The organism is Legionellales bacterium, from assembly GCA_026125385.1.
GTDB lineage: Bacteria > Pseudomonadota > Gammaproteobacteria > JAHCLG01 > JAHCLG01 > JAHCLG01.
In genome coordinates, this window is the sequence record JAHCLG010000001.1 from 201,832 (window position 1) to 222,489 (window position 20,658).

A 20,658-nucleotide genomic window follows, 5' to 3' on the forward strand; every position below is an offset into this window, starting at 1 on the left:
TCATCGTTACTGCCAATTTATATCGGCTTAATTTTTTACATCACCATATCGCCCGAATCAGAATTCAACATGATGGTGCCCTCTTTACCTAATTTTTGCGCGATATTGACAATTTCTTTTTGCGCGGCTTCTACTTTGCTTAACTGTACAGGCCCCATGGCTTCGAGATCATCGCGTAACATATCAGCGGCACGCCCAGACATATTGCGCAAAAATACTTCGCGGCCTTTTTCATCCACACCTTTTAATGCCACCGCTAAGACGTCACTTGAAATTTCGCGTAATAAAGTTTGCAAACTGCGATCATCGATGGCAGTTAATTTATCGAATGGGAACATCCTATCGCGAATTTTTTCAGAAAGTTGTTGATCAAATTCATTAATATGACTCATGACTTCATTTTCTAAATCACTATTTAAATGATTAATAATTTTTGCGGCGGTATCGACGCCACCGAGTGGCAGTTCACGGAAATTCACACTATTAAGCATCACCGATTCCAGCATTTTTTCTAATTCATCTAGGGCAATCGGAGAAATGGGTCCAATATGCGATAAACGTTTTACTACTTCAGAGGTTAAACCACGTGGTAAAAATTCTAATACATTGGCGGCTTTTTCTTCATCTAAATAAGTAAAAATAATGGTAATGACTTGGGGATGTTCATGTTGTAGTAAATCAGCAATGACTTGTGCCGGTTGCCAATTTAACGAGTCTAACACTTCTGCTTTTTCTTCTAAACGAGATTTATCTAAGAGTGAACTGGCTTTTCTTTCGCCTACGGCATCGACTAAAGCGTCTTTAATATAGGTTTTAGCATTCAGTGCCATGCCAGTTTTATCATTCGACTCAGTGAGAAAATTATTTAAAGTTTCGACCATATCTTTTTCGCTGACATCTTCTAGCGCTTGCATGGCGGCAATCACTTTTTCAACTTGTTTGGGCGTGAGCATTTTTAATACTTCAGACGCACCTTCCTTGCCCATGCTCATGAGTAAAATCGCTGCTTGATGAGCCATTTTATCATCGGATGCCATTATTTATCTCCAATCCAATTTTGCATGACCGCTGCCACTCGCGAAGGATCTTGGCCTACCATATTTTTAATAGAATTAATTTGCTCCCCTTTTAATCGCATTAATTCTGCGGAATTCATGGTGTCGAGATTAAAACCATCATATGGATTTTGCATCATGCCTTGCATGGTCGGCGGAATATTCATGCGATTACCCGCTGGTGGCAGCGGCGGTAATTCAGCACCTTTTTTAGCGAGCGATTTTAATATCGGGCGCAAAATAGTAAGTGCTAAAATTAATACGAATAATGCGCCCAATGATTTTTTCACAATATCCCAAAACCAAGCTTGTTCCCAAAACGGTAGCGGTGGTACTTCTGCAAATTTTTCTGGTGGTTGAAATGCACTATTGACCACGCTTAATTTATCGCCCCGTTCTTCACTAAAACCAATCGCATATTTAATAAGATCACTGATTTTTTCTAATTGTTCTTTATCGAGTGGTGTGCGTGTTTCTTTGCCATCTTTATCCACTTTAACGGCTTCATCGATAACGACTGCAATAGTTAATCGTTTAATATTACTGCTATGATCTTTAGAATATTCGATGGATTTTCCTACTTCATAATTTTTAATCGATTGATTACGACTATTTTGTTCAGCACCACCGGCAGCACCAGCACCTCCTTGCGGAGCGGCATTTGCCAGGGCGCCTGGCACACCACCTGCTCCTGAGCCTGATGATTTTTCTGAAACCGTTTGCTCACTTAAGACAGCTTTATCATTAGGATTAATGGATTCTTTGGTGATTTCCTGATGTTTAAAATCAATTTCTGCGGCCACTTTGGCTTGGATTTTTCCGGCACCGACCAAGGGTGTTAAGAGAGTTTCAATTTTTCGTTCATAATCGCGTTGTAATTGTTGTTGATATTCAAATTGCGCACGCGTTTGTGCGAGTTGCGATCCATCGTCTAGCGTTAATAATCGCCCAAATTGATCGGCGACAGTGACTTGTGACGGATTCAAACCGGTAATGCTGGATGCGACCATGCGCACTATGGCGTCCACCTGCTCTTTTTCCATGCGATAGCCGGCAGCGAGATTAATCATCACTGAGGCTTTCGGTTGCACTTGTTCTGTTAAAAATGCCGATTGTGTGGGGATGGCCAAATGAACTCGCGCTGATCGTACCCCTTTAATTGTGGCGATGGTTTTTGCAAGTTCACCTTCCAGTGCTCTTTTGTATTGGGCGTTTTCCATGAATCGACTAATGCCGATACCACTGGCTTTATCGAGTAATTCAAATCCTAATCCACCGCCTTCTGATAATCCCGCCGAGGCTAATTTCAAGCGCGCTTCTGCCAATTTATCGGCAGGCACAAAGACCGTGCCATTTTCAGGATCAAGACGATAGCGAATTTTAGAGGCTTGCAGTGTTTCGACGACTTCGCCGGTTCTGGCTAAGCTTAAATTGCTGTAGAGCGGGCGGTAATCTGGTTCTTGCAACCACAATACCATGGCAAAACCAAGGGCAATACTGGCGGCTAATCCCAGCAATAATCCCACCTGACGCAAAAACGGCAGCATATTAAAGCCTCGCGCCATGTTGGTTAAATTACCTGGATTTTCTGCCATCACTTCACCTCATGTTAAACTGGCATATTCATGATTGTTTGATAGGCTTCAATCAAATGATTACGCACGGTTAAAGTGAGCTGTGATGCCACACGGGCTTTTTGCACAGCTAGGATTACTTCTGTTAGAGAGACATTCTTGTCACCAAGTTCATACGCTTTGATTAAATTCGTTGATGTGGTTTGGCTGGTATTCACTTCACCAATTGCATCTTTAAATACTTTGGCAAATTCACCGGTAGGAGTTTCACTGATGGGTGAAACTCCTTGTTCATGACTACCGGAAATTCGCCGCATTTTTTCCACCATTTGCCGCGCTTCATTCAACATATCATCCCTGGCGCTTTTAAATGCAGTCGATGAAATTTGTGAATCGATAGCACTCATGGCATTTACTCCATTGCATTCAGCTGTGGATTAATCGATGCTTGGCGTTTTGATAAGGGAATATTAAAACCTTCTTCGCGCATTCTCGCTAATTTATAACGCAAGGTTCTTGGGCTAATATTCAGTAATTGCGAAGTTTGCTTGCGACTTCCTTGAGTTTTTTCTAACGTGCTTAAAATGAGTTGATACTCATGTTGTTTAATATCCAATGTTAAAGAAAATTGAATATTTTCATTGAGTTTATAATTTTCAATGGTAATGTGTTTTTCATCAATTAGCTCAGAATCACTTAATAACATAGCACGCTGTAGAGTATTTTCCAGTTCTTTAGCATTACCTGGCCATTGATATTGCATTAATTTTTGTTGAGCGGCTGGCGTTAAACGTGACCAAGTGGTGTGCTGCGATTTCGCTAAACTTTTTAGCAAATATTCGGCTAGCGGGATAATATCTAAAGGTCTTTCGCTTAACGGTAAGCTATTAATCGTTAATACATTCAAATAATAATAAAGATCTTCATTAAATTCTTTTTTTGCGACTTTTTCTTTTAGCGTTGTGGTGGTTGTGGCGATGATGCGAGGTAAATCGTGATTCGATTTATTCAACATAATAATTAATTCTTTTTGCATCCCCATGGGTAATGCATCGATGGCTTCAAAGACTAACGTACCATTTTTGGCATTGGTAATTAAATTAGTAGAATTAGGCGTGGACGGATTGCCTAGCAATAACTCCTTGAGATCCTCTTCAGAATGCAGCGAACAATTACAGATAATTAAAGGATGTGATGAATGCGCTGAATAGTCATGAATGTATTGCGCTAAAATCGTATTACTTTTCAGATCTTCACCTTGAATTAAAATAGGCTCTTTGCGCTTGGCGATGGCTTGTGCTTGTGCTAACACATCGCGATTATTAGGATCAACAAGAATACTCGATTGTTGACGTTCTTTAATCAGTTGTTGAATATGTTCTATTAATTGTTTGCTGGCATGTTCTTTCAAAAAATATTGATGCGCCCCTTGCTTAATCGCCATCACAGCTTGTTGCACGGAAGCTTCTGGTGTTGCACTGTGCCCTACTAGTAATAAACTCGACTCAGGTGCTGCGCGTTTAATTTTGTGAATTAAGTCTTGAATAGAATTACCGTCGATTTCATCGAGACTGATAATAATCTCCGGTGTTTCTTGTTGAATTAACTCGAGAGCGAGATTCAGAGTTTTGACATGTTGTGGCGCAAGCCCCACTTGGTTGAGGTTCACTGTCAAATCGTTCACAAATGATAAATCATTGTCAATAATCAATACATCCCTATGTTTCATCGTTGATATCCTTATTAAATTGGTTACCCTATCTATAAATAAAGCAATAATTACGCCAATAAGCAAATTTTTTCGGTAAAAAATTTCCACCTAGAATGCGTAACTTAGAGTCAGTGTATAAACTTGCCTGTCAATTTTCTAGGCGTGTTCGTCGATTTGATGATTGAGATTTTGACGACTGGGTTTTCACTGTGTGGTTTTTTGACAGCGCTTGCATCAAAAAATCGGTTGTTGATAATAAATATTGGAGATTTTGAAGGAGCTATACCCAACGCACGTCAAGATGCGGCTGAAGTCAAAATCTAGGGTTAGAAATTTTCACTGATTATCGAAGCGAGTTATCCTAATAAACACCTAGGGCGTGTTGACAATTCTACTCTGCTGGCCGTATCTCGTTGATTTTTTGTGCTCCGCTGCTCATTTACTTCGTGTAAACTGCGCGCTAGTGCTCAAAAATCAACAAGCTACGTCTCAGCATAGCGAATTGTCAACACGCCCTATTTTTCCTCTTTTTTTGCGAAAGCTTAGCGAACGCACTTATACCGCTCGCCTGCGACTTAGTCTCCGACTCCCCGCATCTTCATTGGCGAGCGGTATATTAGGTTGGCCCAAAACTTCGCGCCAGCGTACCAATGATTAATACCCAACCATTAACCATGACAAATAGCATCACTTTAAAGGGAAGTGACACAATCGGTGGTGCTAGCATCATCATCCCCATCGACATCAAGACACTGGCCACCACTAAATCGATAATTAAAAAAGGAATAAATAAAATAAAGCCAATTTGAAACGCGGTTTTTAATTCACTGGTTAAAAAGGCTGGCATGAGTACGTAAAATGGTACTTCATTAATATTTTTGACGGGACCTTGACGAGAGAGATCTAAAAATAATTTTAAATCATCGCTGCGGGTTTGCGCGGACATAAATTTTCGAAAAGGCATTAGTGCACGATCTAAGGCTTGTTGTTCTGAAATTTGATTTTGCATCAGCGGTTGAATCGCTTGTTGATTGACTTGGGTAAAAATCGGCGACATCACAAATAAGGTTAAAAATAAAGCCAAGCCAATTAAAATTTGATTGGTGGGCACGCTCGGCATGCCTAAGGCTTGGCGTAAAATGGATAAAACGATAATGATACGAGTAAAAGACGTCATGGTCATTAGTAAGGCGGGCAAGACCATCAGTAATGTCATTAATCCTAAGATTTTAAGGCTAACAGAATACGTGGTGCCTCCATCACTGGCTGTTTTAACGGTAAGTGCTGTGACATCGGGGATGGCAGCAAAGCTCTGAGATATCAGTAATAACGCAGTGACACTGATCAAAATTGCGATGAGCATCGGCCGTGCTGGGCGTTTACACAGAAACAAACTGAGCTTTTTCACCTCTTACTCCACATCCTGTTTTTGATTAAATACGTGTAACGTGCGTATAGAGTGGGCTGTGACCCCCACTAACAGTTTATTTTCTTGAGTTTGAATTAAGACTATGCGTTCTTTGGTTCCTAATGGCAACGTAGAAATAATTTTTAAATTACCGGTGGCAGCACCACGATATAGTACCGAACGTTTTAAAAAAAAGGCTAAAATTAAAATTAAGGCTATAATAAAAATCAGCATAATAAATGCTTGAATAATTTTACCTGCGCCAAAATCCGTAGAGGCTAAATTTAATTTAGGCTCACTCGCATAAACCTGCTCGGTGATAAATAATACGGTTAATAAAAAAAACGATTTCATATTATCCTCAGTAATCATCTTTAAATTGTTTAATGCGATCACGCTTGCTCGCAATGGAGGTAATGCGAATACCGTATTTCCCTCCCACCGAAACGACTTCACCATAGGCAATTAATTTTCCATTGGCCATTATATCAATCGGATCGCCCGATAATTTGTTTAATTCGACCACAGAACCTTTCGATAGACTTAATAAATCTTTTAATTTAATTCGCGTACGCCCGACTTCTGCGGAAAGAGTCATGTTCACATCTAAGAACATGTCAATATTTAAATTTTGCAATTCATCGGCAGATAACACTTCACTGCCATCACCTGAATCGAGTTTGCCTTCATTTGCCATAACGCTACCCTTTAAAGTTTAATTTGTTCAAGAATTTCAATAACCCGTGACCCGTTCGCCGAACCACAACTGGCATGATAAACTTTCATATCGTCTAAAAATACATTGACAAAAGTGGGATTATCCAGCGCAATCACATCCCCTACTTTTAAATTCACTAATTCTTCGAATTTAATTTTCATGTAAGGAAAACGAGTTAATAATTCAAATTCTATGTCTAAAACATTTTCATATAATTTTTTTCGCCAGACGCGTTCTTCTTTGACGTTAATATTGCGCAAACTGCTGTTACGAATGGCAGGTTTTAAACGTTCTAATAATGAAGCTTCTAAAGCCAGTTCAAAATACAATTGTTTTTGTTCAAGGCGAATGGTGTAACCACAGATCAGTAAGCGATCGGTTTCGTTTAATAAATTAATGGGATTGGGTTTGAGCATGGGTTGCAATATCGTATAAACAAAAGGTTCAATATCGCGCCAAACCGCCACAAACATATCTAAAATCGTATTAATAATTCGGCAAGTGATCCGCTCTTCCATTTTGCCAAATTGTTTAGACACTTTCACTTCATCGGCATACATGCCACCAAATAAATAATTAATAAAAATAGCCAACATGCCGGCGCTGACTTGAACAAATGCCATGCTGTGTTGATTGGAAAATTCAATTAAATTAAATGAGGTGGGATATTCAATGCTGGCAATATAGTCGCTGTAGGTCATAAGCTTCGGCGCACGTGCAGTAACCGTTAACGGACGACGCAGGAATTTTGATAACGCGGTGCCTGCTTCCAAGGCAAATACTTCGTTTAAGGAATTAAACCCTGGAAAACTCATTAGAGTTTTATTATGAGCATTGGTGAAATCAACTAATTCGAAATTATCTTCGACGCCACCACGGACAAGAGAATCACCGTCGTTGTTCGCCGTTAAGGCATCAATTTCTTCGTTCGATAGTAAGTCATCCATTTATTATCACTCAAATGATCAATCCATCGTGATTGCGTACTCTATTTGAATATGCAAAGCTTATGCCAAATTAGGTTAAGTCTGCAATCATTTTACCGTGATTATAAATAAAAACAATCAATTATCCGAAAAGAAAACGACAGAAGATGCCGAGAAAGACGTTAACCTAATTTTCCTAAGCCGTTATAGGTTAAGCTATTTTCATCGACGCGACGAATACTACGCATGATAGCATACATGTGATTTAAATTGACATTAATTGCATTGCCATTAATGGCATTTTGCCGATAACAATTAGCTAAGAGTTGACGAACATCGTTCCATCTCGCAAATAAACGGCTGCGTTCAGCGGGTGCTGCTTGGTTGATAACGTGTTCAATGGCTACGGTGACGGAAATATTTTGTTGATCATCAAAATTAATTGCTTGATATAAGGCTTGCTGCGCTTGTTGCAAGGTATCTAAATGCGATTTTTTGATTTCCGTGACCTCGGTCATGGCGTCTAAATCGGCTTTACGGATAGCCTCGGTTTCATCGGCTAGTACTTGATTCATATTTTCCGTGGCCACTTTAATCGTATCGAATAGGGCCAATAAATCAGGATGATTTAGACTCATGATCACTACCTTCTGTAACATCCGAGGTAAAATATTCCATTAATAATTCTGAAGCGATTTTATCGTGATCGACTTCATAGGTGCCATCGGCGAGGGCCTGACGAATTTCCTTAATTTTAGCCACATCTTCCGCGGGTGGTGCTTCTGCAATTAATTTGGTGATCACCGTTTGCAATCTGTCGGAAACATCGACTTGCTCGCCCTTTTCAGTGCGCTGCATCGGTGTTGACGAGGTGGGATTTGACCCCGCTTCTTTGGTCCCCTTGGGATGATTAAATATCGGGGGATTAGCCCCTGTGCGATTTATTCTATCCACCATACTATTATCCTCACTTATACCCTCGTTGATGCCTACTCTTTATTAGGCTTGGTTGCCGATGAAATTCAATCGTTTTAAGTCTATGTGCTCTATTTTAATTATCGGCAATAATGTTCAATTCCTTAATACTTTATTTTGATGGATCGCAAAATTTAAGTATAGCGATTTTTTTCAGCTTACAAGGGCACGCGAACCCGATTTTTATTGACCACAACCGCTTCAATGGTACGTTTTGAAGACTGATTCATTACTGGTATTCGTTGATTGAGCGCGCCATCTTCTAAGGCTTTACCGCGCATTTCCACGTGAATGCCTGAATTACCATGCGCTTCAATAATGACAGATTGACCACGTTTAATGATTTTAGCGGCTTCGACTTGTTGGGGTAATACCACACTATTCGTGGAAATGGCTTGCTTGGCTATCATACCGTCAACGGCGTTGAGCGAGCTAAAATAGCCAAAACGTAATTGGTTAATATCATAATCTTGCAGCATAACATCGGCTTCTGTGATTTTTTCTCCGCGATTAATACTGCGTTTTAACACCACCACAGGTGAGGTAATCGCTATTTTTACAGAAATATAAATACTCCACGGTTTGGGATGTTTGCAACTTACACCCACCGTTCTTACGGCTTGATTTTGTTGATAACTGGAAGGTAAAAAAATATGTAAGCGTTCTTTGCAGTGCGGTAATTGTAAGCGGGTATCAATTGCCTGCGGTTCAATTGTCATTTTTTGTTGCGGATTAATTTTAATATGCTGTTTAAGAAAGGTCGTGACTTGTTGTTGAATGGATCCATGACTTTGCAATTCTTGGGCGTGCACTAGATTAACGATTAATAATAACAGAGTGCAACTTAGCCAGCGGTAAAACATAGTCAATCCCTTTTCGCCTTCTTCTTTGTTCAGTATATACCAAATCCACTTGAAAATGCGAAAAATCAACTATAATTAATTCAAGGCTTCGGATTTTTGACAAAATTATTTTTATAATGTCCGTAAATTTGACAGTGTATATTTAGAATCCTACAATAAAATCGCCAGGTATGAGGGTAACAAGGATGACACCAACCATTCAATTGATGTTAGACGAATTAGTCGGTGATTCTCGTGTGATGCAGGAATTACGCGACACCATTAAACGCGTTGCCGAAAGTGACTCCAGTGTCTTAATTCTCGGTGAATCGGGTACGGGAAAAGAATTGGTCGCCTCGAGTATTCATCGTTTATCCAAACGCAATAGCCATCCCTTCGTGCCCGTCAATTGTGGGGCAATTCCCGCCGATTTAATGGAAAGTGAATTATTCGGTCATGAAAAAGGTGCTTTTACCGGCGCAATCAATCGCCGCCAAGGGCGTTTTGAATTAGCCAATCGCGGCAGTTTATTTTTAGATGAAATCGGCGATATGCCCCTACCCATGCAAGTTAAATTATTGCGCGTATTACAAGAACGCTGTTTTGAACGAATTGGCAGTAATAAAAGTCTCGTTGTCGATGTAAGAATTATTGCTGCCACTCACCAAAATTTAGAACAGGCAATTGCTGAAAATCAATTTCGTGAAGATTTATTTTATCGCCTGAATGTTTTTCCGATCTATTTAAAACCCTTGCGCGAACGGTTAGAAGATTTGCCGCTCTTAATGAATCATTTAATTCATAAACTCTCTCATCAGTCTACTGCAGTCGTTGAATTTGACCAGAGTGCAATTGAATTATTGCAAGATTATGCTTGGCCAGGCAATATCCGCGAGCTGAGTAATTTAATCGAGCAAATGTCGGTGCTCTATCCGCAGCAAGTAATTTCGAAGCAGCAGATCCCCGCGCGCTATCGTGCCAAGACAGCGAATAATAATATAGCATCTCACCTCTCAGCGAATTCGCCCACTTTACCACTCACATTTTCCCATAAAAATTTAAAAGATTGTTTATTGGAAACGGAATTAACGTTAATTCATCAAGCCCTAGAAGAATGTGGTGGGAATGTCTCTACTGCTGCTAAATATTTAGAAATCGGCCGCACCACCTTAATCGAAAAAATGCGCAAACACGGCATTCGTTATCAATGTAGCACGTAGCAGCCGTAGCCTGGAACGGAGCGAGCATGTAGCCTGGAACGGAGCGCAGCGAAGATCCAGGATCCCACCTAGAAAATATCGAATATTCTGAGACGACAGAAAAAACTTTTTCTTAATTCCGTTCAATCTTTGATAGATAATATTATTAATTTTTTAATGGTTTTTCCTGGATCTCTTAGGGTAAAAATAGGATTAATTTTCACTGGACTTTCCTGGATCTCCGCTGCGCTCCGTTCCAGGCTACATGCTCGCTCCGTTCCAGGCTACTCCTAGACTACGGGGCAAGTTTTTCCTAGACTGGGATATTTTGAAATCTGTTCTATACTCAAGTATGGGATTTTATTTTGGCGTGGTTATCCGTAATGTCGACGATTAATATTTTGATTATTGAAGACAATAGACAAGAACGAAACCGCTATCATCAATATTTAACAACCAATACCGATTATCATTATCACATCTACGATGCCAATAGTTACGAACAAGGGCTACAAATTTTAAAAACGCATTCTACAACACATTGTATTTTACTGCATTGTATTTTATTAACCGACAAAATCCAATCCTATGATTATACACATTTTTTAAATTTATTAAAAAATGAAGCTAATTTACCCAATTTACCCTTGTTATTGCTCTCGGAAAATATTAAAAAACACAATACCACGCAATTAATGCGCCAAGGTATTTTTGATTATGTCGATAAACGCCATTTAAACGATCAGTTTTTACAATATTGTATCGAAAAATCGATTGATTTACATAAGACCAAACATGCCTTACTTGAAGGGACTATTTTACTGGAAAATATTATTAATAGTGTTTCGCAAGGGGTCAGCGTATTTGATAAAAAATTTAATCTCATTTGCTGGAATCAACGATTTATTGAAATGCTAGAATACCCACCTGATTTTTTTAATAGTCCTCGTAATATTCAAGATATTATTCGTTTTAATGCTAAACGCGGTGAATATGGCGCAGGCGACCCCGAGCAAATTGCCGCAGCACGATTAACAGAAATTTATCATTCCCCCGATATTGAACCGCATTGTTATGAACGCTTACGCAGCAATGGGACTTATGTTGAAGTGCGTGGCACGCGTTTGCAAGGCGGTGGATTAGTGACCACCTACACCGATGTAACCGATCGCAAAAAAGTCGAAGAAACCATTAAACACTTAGCGTTAAACGACTCTCTCACGGGCATTGCTAATCGTAATTTATTTCGTGAACGCCTGGAAAGGGCTATCCAAGAAGCCGTAGAAACAGGTTTTTTGAGTTGTTTGATATTATTAGATCTCGATCAATTTAAAGCAGTCAATGATACCTATGGTCACCCGTTAGGCGATGAATTATTAAAACACGTTTCTGAACGTTTAAGTGTTTGTGTGCGCAAACACGATACCATTGCCCGCCTCGGCGGAGATGAATTTGCTGTGATTTTAACTCAAATTGCCGATCAAGAGTCCATAAAAATTCCTGCGCGGCGCATTATTGAAAAAATTAGCGAACCTTATTTAATTAACGGTAATCGCTTAATTATTGGCGTGAGTCTTGGGCTGAGCTTTTGCCCGCAAGATGGTACTTCCGTGGAAGAGCTGGTGCGAAAAGCCGATTTAGCGTTATATGAAGCTAAATCCGATGGTCGAGGAAGTTATCAATTTTACCATTCGGCGATGGATGAAGAAATTAACGCCAGTAAATTAATCGAAGATGAATTGCGCACAGCCTTTCAACAACAGCAGTTTTATTTAGTGTATCAACCGCAATTTGACGGTAAAAGCCAACAATTAACCGGTGTTGAAGTATTGCTGCGATGGCGACACCCCTCCCGGGGAGAAATTCCAGCCGCAGAATTTATTCAAGTTGCCGAAGATTGCGGTTTAATTGCGCCCTTAGGCGAATGGATTTTAGAACGAGCCTGTCGTCAATTTGCCATTTGGCAACAACAAGGTCTGCAACACTTGCGTTTAAGCGTTAATATTTCAATTAAACAATTTCAACATAATGACCTCTTCGAGAAAATGACTTCCATCTTAAATGAAACTGCAATTAATCCTAATCTTTTGGAACTTGAAATCAATGAAACGCAAGTCATAAAACATATTGAGCAAGTCTACGCATGCTTAGATAAAATTCATCGTCTTGGTATACCTTTAGCGATAGGTAATTTTGGTACCGGACTGACGTTTTTTAATCATTTGCGCAAATTTCCCATTGCCAGAATTAAGCTCGATAGTTCTTATGTGCAAAACATGTTTAATGATTCTGGAGATAAAGCCATTGTCGAAAGTATTTTACTCTTAAGCAAAGGCCTAAACTTACATTGCACTGCGGTGGGTATTGAGCATCACTCTCAATTTGAATTATTAAAACAACTCGGGTGTGATGAATTTCAAGGTGATTATTTTTGCCCACCATTGAACGCGCAAGAATTTTTAGTGTGGTACCAAAGTCAACGCTAAAAATTATTCAAGAGTCTCGCACTTTCAGAGCGCTACTCCTGTTATTTTGAATTATTGCTCACCGCTCCAGGTAAATTGGCCAGTGTGCTGGTTAAATAGGAGCCGGTGGATTGCAAACTCGACACCAACGAATCCATGGCATTAAATTGCGTTAAATAACGTCGAGTGAGCGATTGGCTGCGTAACGCTAATTTTTCGCGTTCAGTATTAATATCGGTGACTTGTTGAGTGAGACCATTATTTTTTTGCGTCAGCAATCCACTACTTCCCAAATATTGATCGATCACACTGCGGATATTCACCGCCGCCCCTTCAGAAATCACTAAACTCCCGCGATTGCCGGTGCTTCCACCGATAACTTGCAATGATATTGGGGTTAAATTTCCCGTTCCTGTTATAGTGCGGCCATCAGTGGAAGTTAATGCTAAACCGCCTATCGTTCCTTCAATACTGGTGCCTAAATTTAATGCGGTTAAATTAATTGCATAGCGCCCAGCTTTTGGTGAGCTTGCGCCAAACGACGTGACTTGCAATTGCGAATCACTCACTACCCCGCTGCGCGCAAATAAACGCCCGACTTCATCGAAATGTTTATCGATGGCGCTTGATAATTTTGTGCTATCCACTTCTAATTGACCACTGGCGTTGGTGGTAATTCCAATAGTGGCTAACGAGCGTAAATTTGGATTGACTTCAGACGAAAATGAATTGGCAATCACTCCGCGCAAACTGGATTTTAAATTACGAATGGTCGAATCACCATTTAAAATTGCGGCGGTTTGAGTTTTGCTATCATATTTTGAGACAGCGTCTAATAATTCCATGGTTTCATTAAATGACGTCACAAATTTATTTATCGCAGTTTGCACCGCGGTTTTATCGTTACTAATATCGAGTTTAATGGTGGAAGCACTTGTCGATTGTAAATTTAACGTCACGCCGCTAATCGCGCCCGCCACAGTATTAGTAGCGTTACTTAAATCAATACCATTCACAGTAATTAAGCTATTTTTGGCTTCATTGGTTTGAGTTAAATTGGTAACGGGCACGGCATTAGAGGGATCAAAGACTAAACGTGATAATCCCGAATTATTGGTGTGATTGCCATCACTGTCGGTGACGGTAATTTTTAATGCGCTTTTTTCACCGGTATCATTACTGGTGATGACCAATCGAGGCCCCGAGGCATCGGTAATAATCGACGCACTCACGCCTAAATTCGATTTATTAATGGCATTTTTAATGCCTTCCACGGTTTGCTCGCCACTATTAATTGTCAGCGTTTTAGCCGGTTTATCGGCATTGGGGGTGAATACGGTATTGCCAGCACTATAAGTACCAAAATCAATGCGAATTTCGCCGGTGCCAATGACTTCGGTGGTTGAAGTAAATGCCGAGGACGCCACGCTATGGGCTTGAGCTAAATGCTGGACTAAAATATTATAACTACCTGCACTCGCAGTATTGAGTGCAGTGGCACTTAATACTTTGGTGTCACTGGAGGTTGCGGCACGTTTATTAAAATTGGCAATCGTGGTTAATTCACTTAACGAAGAAGATAAACTCGATAACGCACTACTGACATTGCCAACCGCACTGATTTTTGCTTGCACGCTTGCTTCTTTAAAGTCTAAGCGACTGCTAGCGGGTTGAATTTCGGCATTCACCAAGGATGTCACTAAGTCATTGACGTTAATTCCAGAACCGACGCCGGGTGATGCGATAGTACTACTGCCAACAAACATTATCGACTCCTCATTGCGTTACCCTGTTGTGATTGTTTGATCGCTTAGAAATAAGTATAGACCATGCAGAATATTGCTACTCTGCATGGTCTTAAGAACGTTATTGTAATAATCCAAGAACCGATTGAGGTTGTTGGTTCGCTTGCGCCAGAATGGTGATACCAGCCTGTTGCAAGATTTGCGCTTTGGTTAACTTCGCAGTTTCTGCGGCAAAGTCGGCGTCTAACACGCGGCTTCGGGCAGCCGAGAGATTTTCTGCCGTACCTTGGAGGTTTGCAATCACCGAATCAAACCGGTTTTGCACCGCACCGAGGGTACCTTGCAGGGTATTCACGGTTTCAATTGCCGCATCCACACGTGTGATGGTGGTTTCGGCATTAGCGACCGTGGTGACATCGGAGGCATGAAGCGACCCACCACCCAGACCTAATGAAGCTGCGCCGTAACCTATAAATGCCGCTTCAGCGCCAGCCAATGTAATATTTTCACCAGCGGTAAGTCTGATTGTTCCAACAGCGGTATCTGATGCAGGTCCACCACCGCTAAAGTCTAATGTAGCGTTCTCTGCATTATTACTTATACCTGCTCCTACTCCTGTTAAGAGACCTTCATTAGCCGCTGCAGTTTCACTGATAACAATACTTCTACCATCTTCAGCTCTCAGTATCATATTAGTACCATCGAAAGTGGCAGTAACACCGGTTGCAGATGAGTTTTCGTTAATAGCCGCAGCATATTCTGCGCCAGTAACATCGGCGTTATAAGCATTAAAAATGCTAACTCCATTAATGGATAAAGTTAAAGCACTATTTCCTGCATCAGTAGCAGCAAATCCTAAGGTAACAGTAGTATCAGCTTGAACTGTTAATCCAGCAACCCCTGCAGCATCAATGGCTTGCTTTTTAGCAAAAGCACTTCCAGCTTCTTTTCCTGTAACGCCTGTTGTCGCGCTTGATGCACCAATTGCAACAGCGTCCCCTGAACCAACACGGATAGTTAAGTTAGCGCCAGCTAAAGCATTGCCTTGATCTACCCCTTCTCCTTGTGATCCAATATTTCTAGCCGATGTATACTGTGCGGTATCACTTACATAGTCAGCCGTGCGACCAATTTGACTAGCTGCAAAATTTTGATTTAACGAAATACTGATCGATTCGCCAACATTCGCACCTACTTGAAATTGTGCGGTACCAAAATTTCCATTTAATACTTTTTGACCATTAAACGAGGTTTGCGAGGCAATCCGGCTGATTTCCGCAATCCGTTGTTGCACTTCCGCATCTAACGAAGCGCGGTCGGCTGATGAGTTGGACGCGTTCGAGGCTTGCACAGCGAGTTCACGGATCCGTTGTAAGTTGCTGGTCATTTCATCTAACGCACCACCGGTGGTTTGCGCCAGCGAAATCGCGTCATTAGCGTTACGAGCCGCTTGGTTAATCCCGTTAATTTGTGCGGTCATACGTGTTGAAATACCGAGACCTGCTGCGTCATCTTTTGCACTATTAATCCGTAAACCGGATGACAAACGTTGCAAGGCCACACCTAATTCGTTTTGCGATTTGCTTAAATTTCTCTGCGCGGTTAGCGAAAAGATATTTGTGTTAACGACTGATGCCATAATGTGCTCTCCTATATCGACTCATCGTAAGCCCTGTAGTTAGTTACAATGGGCTTTTTGGTTTTGGCACGGTTGCAAATGCATGCCGGCTTACATTGATTATCGGTAGTCCCTTTTTTTTCTTTAACAAAAATTCACACAATCGGCAAAAAAGTTGCTTACCGTAACCCGTAACCCGGAACGTAGCGCAGCGAAGATCCGGGATTGAAACCTAAAAAAACCCCAATCCAACATTACAAAAAAGCGCTTTTAAAAAATTAAACGATTTTTATTAAATGCGGTCATCTATCAAGCAAAGATCAATCCAGGTTATGAGATCACGTTTTATTCTGCCTCAACCCCGGATCTTTGCGGCACTCCACTCCGGCTACAGGCTTTACTCAACCCAGACTACTTTAACTTTTTGTTGCATCAATCAGCAAATAGTAATACTATTTGTCAAGAACAACGCAAATGGTTAGAAACATGTACGTCCGCAAGTTGTCTTTACAATTACCCCCTCGACAATCTGCATTCTTATGGGGCGCAAGGCAAACTGGAAAATCGTCGTATTTAAAAACTCATTATTGGGTGATGGCAAGCTGGCGATTGAAGCGAAAATTAGCACCCAAGTCCATCAACAAGATTTAAAAGGATTAATTGCCTTTTGCGAAGAGCACCCCAATACTCGAGCAATAGTCGTTTCCCAAGATAGTAAGCCTCGTCAAATACAGATTAATGCTAAAACCATTATTACGATTTATCCATGGCGCGATTTTTTGGATTTGCTGTGGCAAAACGAGTTAATTTAAGTGTAGCTAACGTCCACACTTACGCTTCGACTCCTGGTTAGGTATAGAGGAATTTTATGGCATAATGTATGCTTAAAAGTGACTATCTTTAACTTGAAATTTATTTAATTCAAGCCGTTACACGTTATCTTTAAACATTATTTTATCATCCATCTTGCCTGGCAAAACTTGCCAACGGTTGCATATCGGCTATACTTTATACATATGAGGTAATTTATTTAACGCCGGAGTTACTTGTTATGCCAATCAGTGGCGAAGCCCTAAGTGGTATTAGTGCTGCTTTGTTTTCCACTCGTAATGTGAGTCATAACATTGCGAATCAGTATACGCCTGGATTCAAGCAACGCTTAAGCCAACCCATCGAACTCTCTCCTGGTGGAGTGGGGATGCGTGATATGGGGCTTGATATCAGCGTCGGTGCCTCAAATTTTACTGGGCGTGAGTTTGATTTAAGCTTAAAAGACAGTCAATCGTTTTTTGTATTACAAAACGCGCTCTCCGGCGAGCGCGTGTTTTCTCGTAGTGGTCGCTTTTCCATTAGTGCTCTCGGTTATATCGTTCAAGACAGCGGTTTACGTTTGTTAGGTTATGGGCGGGTGAGTAGCGGTAATACTTCTTCCGCCTTAACCGCATTGATGGTCACCACCAATGCCAGCAGTCCTGCGGCCACCAGTAATATTCAAGTGCAAGTGAATTTAGATGCTCGCGATAAAGTGATTACCAATCCATTTCAGGCCAATGATACATCGAGTTATAACTTTAAAATTAGCGGAACGATTTTTGATAGCTTAGGCAGCGAACATCAAGTGAATACTTTTTTTCGCAAAACGGCGAATAATCATTATGATGTGATAGTGAATGTGGATAATACCACCATTACGACAGGCAACGTTATTTTTGATACTAGTGGAAATATCACCAGCCAAACCAATTTAACTGGATTAAGTTTTGTACCCACCACGGGTGCTGTCACTCCACAAAATTTTTCCTTAAATTTAAGCAACTCGACTCAACTGGCCTTACCCAATAGTTTAAATAGCTTTTCTCAAAATGGAGCAAGCCCTGGCAATATTATTGGAACTTCCATTGATAGTGACGGTAATATTTCGGCAAATTATGATAATGGCACCTCGCAAGTAGTGGGACAAATTGCGGTGGCGCAATTTAGCGCTCCTCAAGCACTGCAAGTTAACGGCGGCGGATCGTTTCGCGAAACAGTGGGTTCCGGTGCGCCGCTAATTCAAGCTAATAATAGTCGTAATGCTTTTACTTCCGGTCGATTGGAATTATCGAATGTCGATGAAGGCCAACAAGTCTTTGAATTAATTCGTGCGTTAAGAAGTATACAGGCCAATGCTAAAGTCTTAGGCACAGAGCGAAATATGCTTGGAACCTTGATTGATATTAAAACGTAAGATTATTTTGGAAAATACTAGTAGGCTTGATGACCCGCATTTTTTGTCGCTTCTATACTCTTCACACTTGAATTTTAGGCTTTGTTGTCGAGCTAAAGCTACGGAGGGATTGTATTCAGTATACACTCCTTCGCATCTTTAACTCGACGCCTCGCCTAAAATCCAATTGTTTTGAGTATATATCCATCGCACTTCAAAATGCGGGATTGAAAGATTTTTGATTGTTGTCATTCTCCGCGAAGGCGGAGAATCTAGCCATTTTAAATAGTAAATTTTTCTAACGTTAAATCAATAAATTTGTTTGAGACAACTCCGACGCGCCCATCCAATAACACAACAATGCTGCTGGGATCCGCATGATTTTAGTATTGTCTACAAATTTGCTTTCTAATGGCCCAAAATCATTCAACGATTTTGTAATAACATACGCATGTTCAATGGATTTCTTTTGACATAATTCTATTAAGCCTTTTAATTCTCGCTCGCCAGTTTTTTTTTCGCGATATTTTACTTCAAATGGAATAATTTGCTCGCCAATTTCTGCAACGAGTTCTACCTCGTGATCTTTATGACCGCGCCAATGACTAAAACGAACATCTTGGGGATAATAATGTGCAAATAAATGTTTGAAAACGGCTGTCTCTGTTGCTACTCCTAAAGCAGAGGTGTTTTCTAAAATATTTTTTCCTTTGAGTAATACTGCAGAAGCAATGGCTGCATCGGCTAGATAGATTTTATATTTTCCTCTTAATATATCTTTACCATAACCAAATGGTTGTAATCTATAAATTAGATGTGTTGCCTCAAGTAATTCAATATAATGTTGCGCTGTTGGTCGTTTAACTTCTAGATTTTCACAGAGTTCAACCATATCCAGCAATCCACCATCATGCATGCAAAGATAGAGAAAAGTTTGCTCAAGATCCAATACACGACGAACACCAAACAATGCGGTCATGTCACGTTTTAATACTTTGTCGATAATATCTTCTCGTAATAATTTTTGAGATTGATTAATACTATCAACTTGCACTAATTGTGGAAATCCACCTCTAACGAGATATTCGTGAAAATGGCCAACCAGAGGAGTTATTAATTCAGCAGTACGCTGAAATTCGTGTTTTGACCATAAAAATAAATCTTTTAATCTTTTTAATTCCGGAAGTTTAGGAAAGGGACTTTTAGAGAAATTTATATGAGAGAGATCTAAATTCATTTCTAATGGGTCAAGCAAATTTATTTGTTTCTGTAGCTGCAAAGAAAAATCTTGTATTTTTTCTCGTAGTTCCTTTTGAAGCTTTTCAGGCTCGACCCATTTCTGAGAAGGATTTTTGGATTTTTGAGAATCTTTTAATTGGAGATATTCATAAAAAGAAAGAGTACTTAATTTAATCGTATGCCATCTTCCTACACCCGATTCCTGATGTTTGTAAATCAGTGGCATTGCTGAACCTGTAAAAATAATTCGTCGATTTTTTTCAAAATCAACTTGATGTTTGATCCACGTGCCCCATTCTCGTATGAATTGAGCTTCATCAAGAAATAAATATTCAGGTCCATCCGTTTTTGGTTCGCGTTCGCGCCATGCTTCAAGCACTGCATCAATACCTGCAATTTTTATTAACGGATGATCAAATGTCGCATAAAGGATGTTGGCTGCAGGAACTCCCTGCTTATTAAGCAATCCATCAATCACTTGTGAAAGCAGTGTGGTTTTACCTACTTGACGCGCTCCTGATAACAACACCGCTCGTGGAGCCGGTGGATCAGTTACCCAAGCAAATAGCTCTTGAAAAGATGCACGGTACCACAGTGGCAGATCAGCAATGCTCTCTCCACGCCACCACGGGTTAAATTGGGAAAGTACTTTGATAAGTTCGTCTTTTGCTATTTTCATAGGAAAAGTATAGCTATTCTCTGAAAATAATACAAGTATATATTAACTAATCTGTTATATTAGTGTATATAATTCTCGCCAACGAAGATGCGGGTTCTTCATACCACATCATCCCACGGGATGGCGTTTTATATTTTTCACATTTTGAAGTAATAAACTGTAGGTTGGTTGAGCTTCGCCAAACCCAACATTAAACCTATTCAGCATATTGGATTGAGCAAAACTCAGCCCAATCTACACAACAATGCTACTGAGATCCGCATGATGTTAGGGCGTGTTGACAATTCGCTATGGCTTT

18 protein-coding genes are annotated in these 20,658 nt (G+C 40.3%); 4 read left to right on the forward strand and 14 right to left on the reverse strand.

Going from position 1 to position 20,658, the window contains the following annotated elements; genetic code table 11:
- Positions 1 to 35 precede the first annotated feature (35 nt).
- The 11 genes from fliG to flgA form a co-directional block, all read right to left on the reverse strand.
- Positions 36 to 1,037, reverse strand: a complete 1,002-nt coding sequence (gene fliG, locus KIT27_00850; GenBank protein ID MCW5588186.1) for a flagellar motor switch protein FliG — start codon at positions 1,035 to 1,037, stop codon at positions 36 to 38.
- Positions 1,037 to 2,650: a flagellar M-ring protein FliF gene (gene fliF / locus KIT27_00855; GenBank protein MCW5588187.1), complete on the reverse strand. Its 1,614-nt coding sequence runs from the start codon at positions 2,648 to 2,650 to the stop codon at positions 1,037 to 1,039. The genes fliG and fliF overlap by 1 nt, the downstream gene beginning before the upstream one ends.
- 14 nt (positions 2,651 to 2,664) lie before the next feature.
- A complete protein-coding gene (fliE, locus tag KIT27_00860) occupies positions 2,665 to 3,036 on the reverse strand; it encodes a flagellar hook-basal body complex protein FliE (protein ID MCW5588188.1) in 372 nt (123 codons plus the stop codon).
- Between the two features lie 5 nt (positions 3,037 to 3,041).
- Positions 3,042 to 4,358 carry a sigma-54-dependent Fis family transcriptional regulator gene (locus KIT27_00865; protein MCW5588189.1) on the reverse strand — a complete coding sequence of 439 codons (1,317 nt, stop codon included), beginning with the start codon at positions 4,356 to 4,358 and terminating at the stop codon, positions 3,042 to 3,044.
- A gap of 598 nt (positions 4,359 to 4,956) precedes the next feature.
- On the reverse strand, positions 4,957 to 5,703 hold the full coding sequence (fliP, locus tag KIT27_00870; protein ID MCW5588190.1) for a flagellar type III secretion system pore protein FliP: 747 nt from the start codon (positions 5,701 to 5,703) through the stop codon (positions 4,957 to 4,959).
- Between the two features lie 48 nt (positions 5,704 to 5,751).
- Complete coding sequence (fliO, locus tag KIT27_00875) at positions 5,752 to 6,102, reverse strand: flagellar biosynthetic protein FliO (protein ID MCW5588191.1); 351 nt, start codon at positions 6,100 to 6,102, stop codon at positions 5,752 to 5,754.
- A 7-nt stretch (positions 6,103 to 6,109) separates the two neighbouring features.
- Positions 6,110 to 6,445 carry a flagellar motor switch protein FliN gene (fliN, locus tag KIT27_00880; protein ID MCW5588192.1) on the reverse strand — a complete coding sequence of 112 codons (336 nt, stop codon included), beginning with the start codon at positions 6,443 to 6,445 and terminating at the stop codon, positions 6,110 to 6,112.
- Positions 6,446 to 6,456: 11 nt separating this feature from the next.
- On the reverse strand, positions 6,457 to 7,413 hold the full coding sequence (locus KIT27_00885; protein ID MCW5588193.1) for a FliM/FliN family flagellar motor switch protein: 957 nt from the start codon (positions 7,411 to 7,413) through the stop codon (positions 6,457 to 6,459).
- 161 nt (positions 7,414 to 7,574) lie between these two features.
- Positions 7,575 to 8,030 carry a flagellar protein FlgN gene (locus KIT27_00890; GenBank protein MCW5588194.1) on the reverse strand — a complete coding sequence of 152 codons (456 nt, stop codon included), beginning with the start codon at positions 8,028 to 8,030 and terminating at the stop codon, positions 7,575 to 7,577.
- Entirely contained in the window at positions 8,011 to 8,349 is a 339-nt protein-coding gene (gene flgM, locus KIT27_00895; GenBank protein MCW5588195.1) for a flagellar biosynthesis anti-sigma factor FlgM, read from the reverse strand. The genes KIT27_00890 and flgM overlap by 20 nt, the downstream gene beginning before the upstream one ends.
- 176 nt (positions 8,350 to 8,525) lie before the next feature.
- Positions 8,526 to 9,230 (reverse strand): flagellar basal body P-ring formation protein FlgA, encoded by a 705-nt coding sequence (flgA, locus tag KIT27_00900; GenBank protein MCW5588196.1) that lies wholly within the window; start codon positions 9,228 to 9,230, stop codon positions 8,526 to 8,528.
- A 170-nt stretch (positions 9,231 to 9,400) separates the two neighbouring features.
- Here flgA and KIT27_00905 point away from each other — a divergent pair, with 170 nt between their 5' ends.
- Both KIT27_00905 and KIT27_00910 read left to right on the forward strand, forming a co-directional pair.
- Complete coding sequence (locus tag KIT27_00905) at positions 9,401 to 10,429, forward strand: sigma-54-dependent Fis family transcriptional regulator (protein ID MCW5588197.1); 1,029 nt, start codon at positions 9,401 to 9,403, stop codon at positions 10,427 to 10,429.
- A gap of 362 nt (positions 10,430 to 10,791) precedes the next feature.
- The gene (locus tag KIT27_00910) at positions 10,792 to 12,894 is read left to right on the forward strand and encodes an EAL domain-containing protein (protein MCW5588198.1); all 2,103 of its coding nucleotides are present in this window, start codon (positions 10,792 to 10,794) and stop codon (positions 12,892 to 12,894) included.
- A 41-nt stretch (positions 12,895 to 12,935) separates the two neighbouring features.
- On the opposite strand, the gene fliD is transcribed toward KIT27_00910, so the two are convergent.
- Together fliD and KIT27_00920 are read right to left on the reverse strand one after the other, a co-directional pair.
- Entirely contained in the window at positions 12,936 to 14,639 is a 1,704-nt protein-coding gene (gene fliD, locus KIT27_00915; GenBank protein ID MCW5588199.1) for a flagellar filament capping protein FliD, read from the reverse strand.
- Between the two features lie 100 nt (positions 14,640 to 14,739).
- Positions 14,740 to 16,257 carry a flagellin gene (locus KIT27_00920; protein ID MCW5588200.1) on the reverse strand — a complete coding sequence of 506 codons (1,518 nt, stop codon included), beginning with the start codon at positions 16,255 to 16,257 and terminating at the stop codon, positions 14,740 to 14,742.
- A 518-nt stretch (positions 16,258 to 16,775) separates the two neighbouring features.
- Here KIT27_00920 and KIT27_00925 point away from each other — a divergent pair.
- Together KIT27_00925 and KIT27_00930 are read left to right on the forward strand one after the other, a co-directional pair.
- The gene (locus KIT27_00925) at positions 16,776 to 17,048 is read left to right on the forward strand and encodes a hypothetical protein (protein ID MCW5588201.1); all 273 of its coding nucleotides are present in this window, start codon (positions 16,776 to 16,778) and stop codon (positions 17,046 to 17,048) included.
- Positions 17,049 to 17,287: 239 nt separating this feature from the next.
- On the forward strand, positions 17,288 to 18,463 hold the full coding sequence (locus tag KIT27_00930; GenBank protein ID MCW5588202.1) for a flagellar hook-basal body complex protein: 1,176 nt from the start codon (positions 17,288 to 17,290) through the stop codon (positions 18,461 to 18,463).
- A 283-nt stretch (positions 18,464 to 18,746) separates the two neighbouring features.
- On the opposite strand, the gene KIT27_00935 is transcribed toward KIT27_00930, so the two are convergent.
- Positions 18,747 to 20,360 (reverse strand): ATP-binding protein, encoded by a 1,614-nt coding sequence (locus tag KIT27_00935; protein ID MCW5588203.1) that lies wholly within the window; start codon positions 20,358 to 20,360, stop codon positions 18,747 to 18,749.
- Positions 20,361 to 20,658: the final 298 nt, after the last annotated feature.

Excerpts from the sequence above, each read along its gene's own strand:
- fliG (MCW5588186.1), bottom strand. The coding sequence starts at position 1,037 with ATGGCATCCGATGATAAAATGGCTCATCAAGCAGCGATTTTACTCATG.
- fliF (MCW5588187.1), bottom strand. The coding sequence starts at position 2,650 with ATGGCAGAAAATCCAGGTAATTTAACCAACATGGCGCGAGGCTTTAAT.
- fliE (MCW5588188.1), bottom strand. The coding sequence starts at position 3,036 with ATGAGTGCTATCGATTCACAAATTTCATCGACTGCATTTAAAAGCGCC.
- KIT27_00865 (MCW5588189.1), bottom strand. The coding sequence starts at position 4,358 with ATGAAACATAGGGATGTATTGATTATTGACAATGATTTATCATTTGTG.
- fliP (MCW5588190.1), bottom strand. The coding sequence starts at position 5,703 with ATGCTCATCGCAATTTTGATCAGTGTCACTGCGTTATTACTGATATCT.
- fliO (MCW5588191.1), bottom strand. The coding sequence starts at position 6,102 with ATGAAATCGTTTTTTTTATTAACCGTATTATTTATCACCGAGCAGGTT.
- fliN (MCW5588192.1), bottom strand. The coding sequence starts at position 6,445 with ATGGCAAATGAAGGCAAACTCGATTCAGGTGATGGCAGTGAAGTGTTA.
- KIT27_00885 (MCW5588193.1), bottom strand. The coding sequence starts at position 7,413 with ATGGATGACTTACTATCGAACGAAGAAATTGATGCCTTAACGGCGAAC.
- KIT27_00890 (MCW5588194.1), bottom strand. The coding sequence starts at position 8,030 with ATGAGTCTAAATCATCCTGATTTATTGGCCCTATTCGATACGATTAAA.
- flgM (MCW5588195.1), bottom strand. The coding sequence starts at position 8,349 with ATGGTGGATAGAATAAATCGCACAGGGGCTAATCCCCCGATATTTAAT.
- flgA (MCW5588196.1), bottom strand. The coding sequence starts at position 9,230 with ATGTTTTACCGCTGGCTAAGTTGCACTCTGTTATTATTAATCGTTAAT.
- KIT27_00905 (MCW5588197.1), top strand. The coding sequence starts at position 9,401 with ATGAGGGTAACAAGGATGACACCAACCATTCAATTGATGTTAGACGAA.
- KIT27_00910 (MCW5588198.1), top strand. The coding sequence starts at position 10,792 with ATGTCGACGATTAATATTTTGATTATTGAAGACAATAGACAAGAACGA.
- fliD (MCW5588199.1), bottom strand. The coding sequence starts at position 14,639 with ATGTTTGTTGGCAGTAGTACTATCGCATCACCCGGCGTCGGTTCTGGA.
- KIT27_00920 (MCW5588200.1), bottom strand. The coding sequence starts at position 16,257 with ATGGCATCAGTCGTTAACACAAATATCTTTTCGCTAACCGCGCAGAGA.
- KIT27_00925 (MCW5588201.1), top strand. The coding sequence starts at position 16,776 with ATGGGGCGCAAGGCAAACTGGAAAATCGTCGTATTTAAAAACTCATTA.
- KIT27_00930 (MCW5588202.1), top strand. The coding sequence starts at position 17,288 with ATGCCAATCAGTGGCGAAGCCCTAAGTGGTATTAGTGCTGCTTTGTTT.
- KIT27_00935 (MCW5588203.1), bottom strand. The coding sequence starts at position 20,360 with ATGAAAATAGCAAAAGACGAACTTATCAAAGTACTTTCCCAATTTAAC.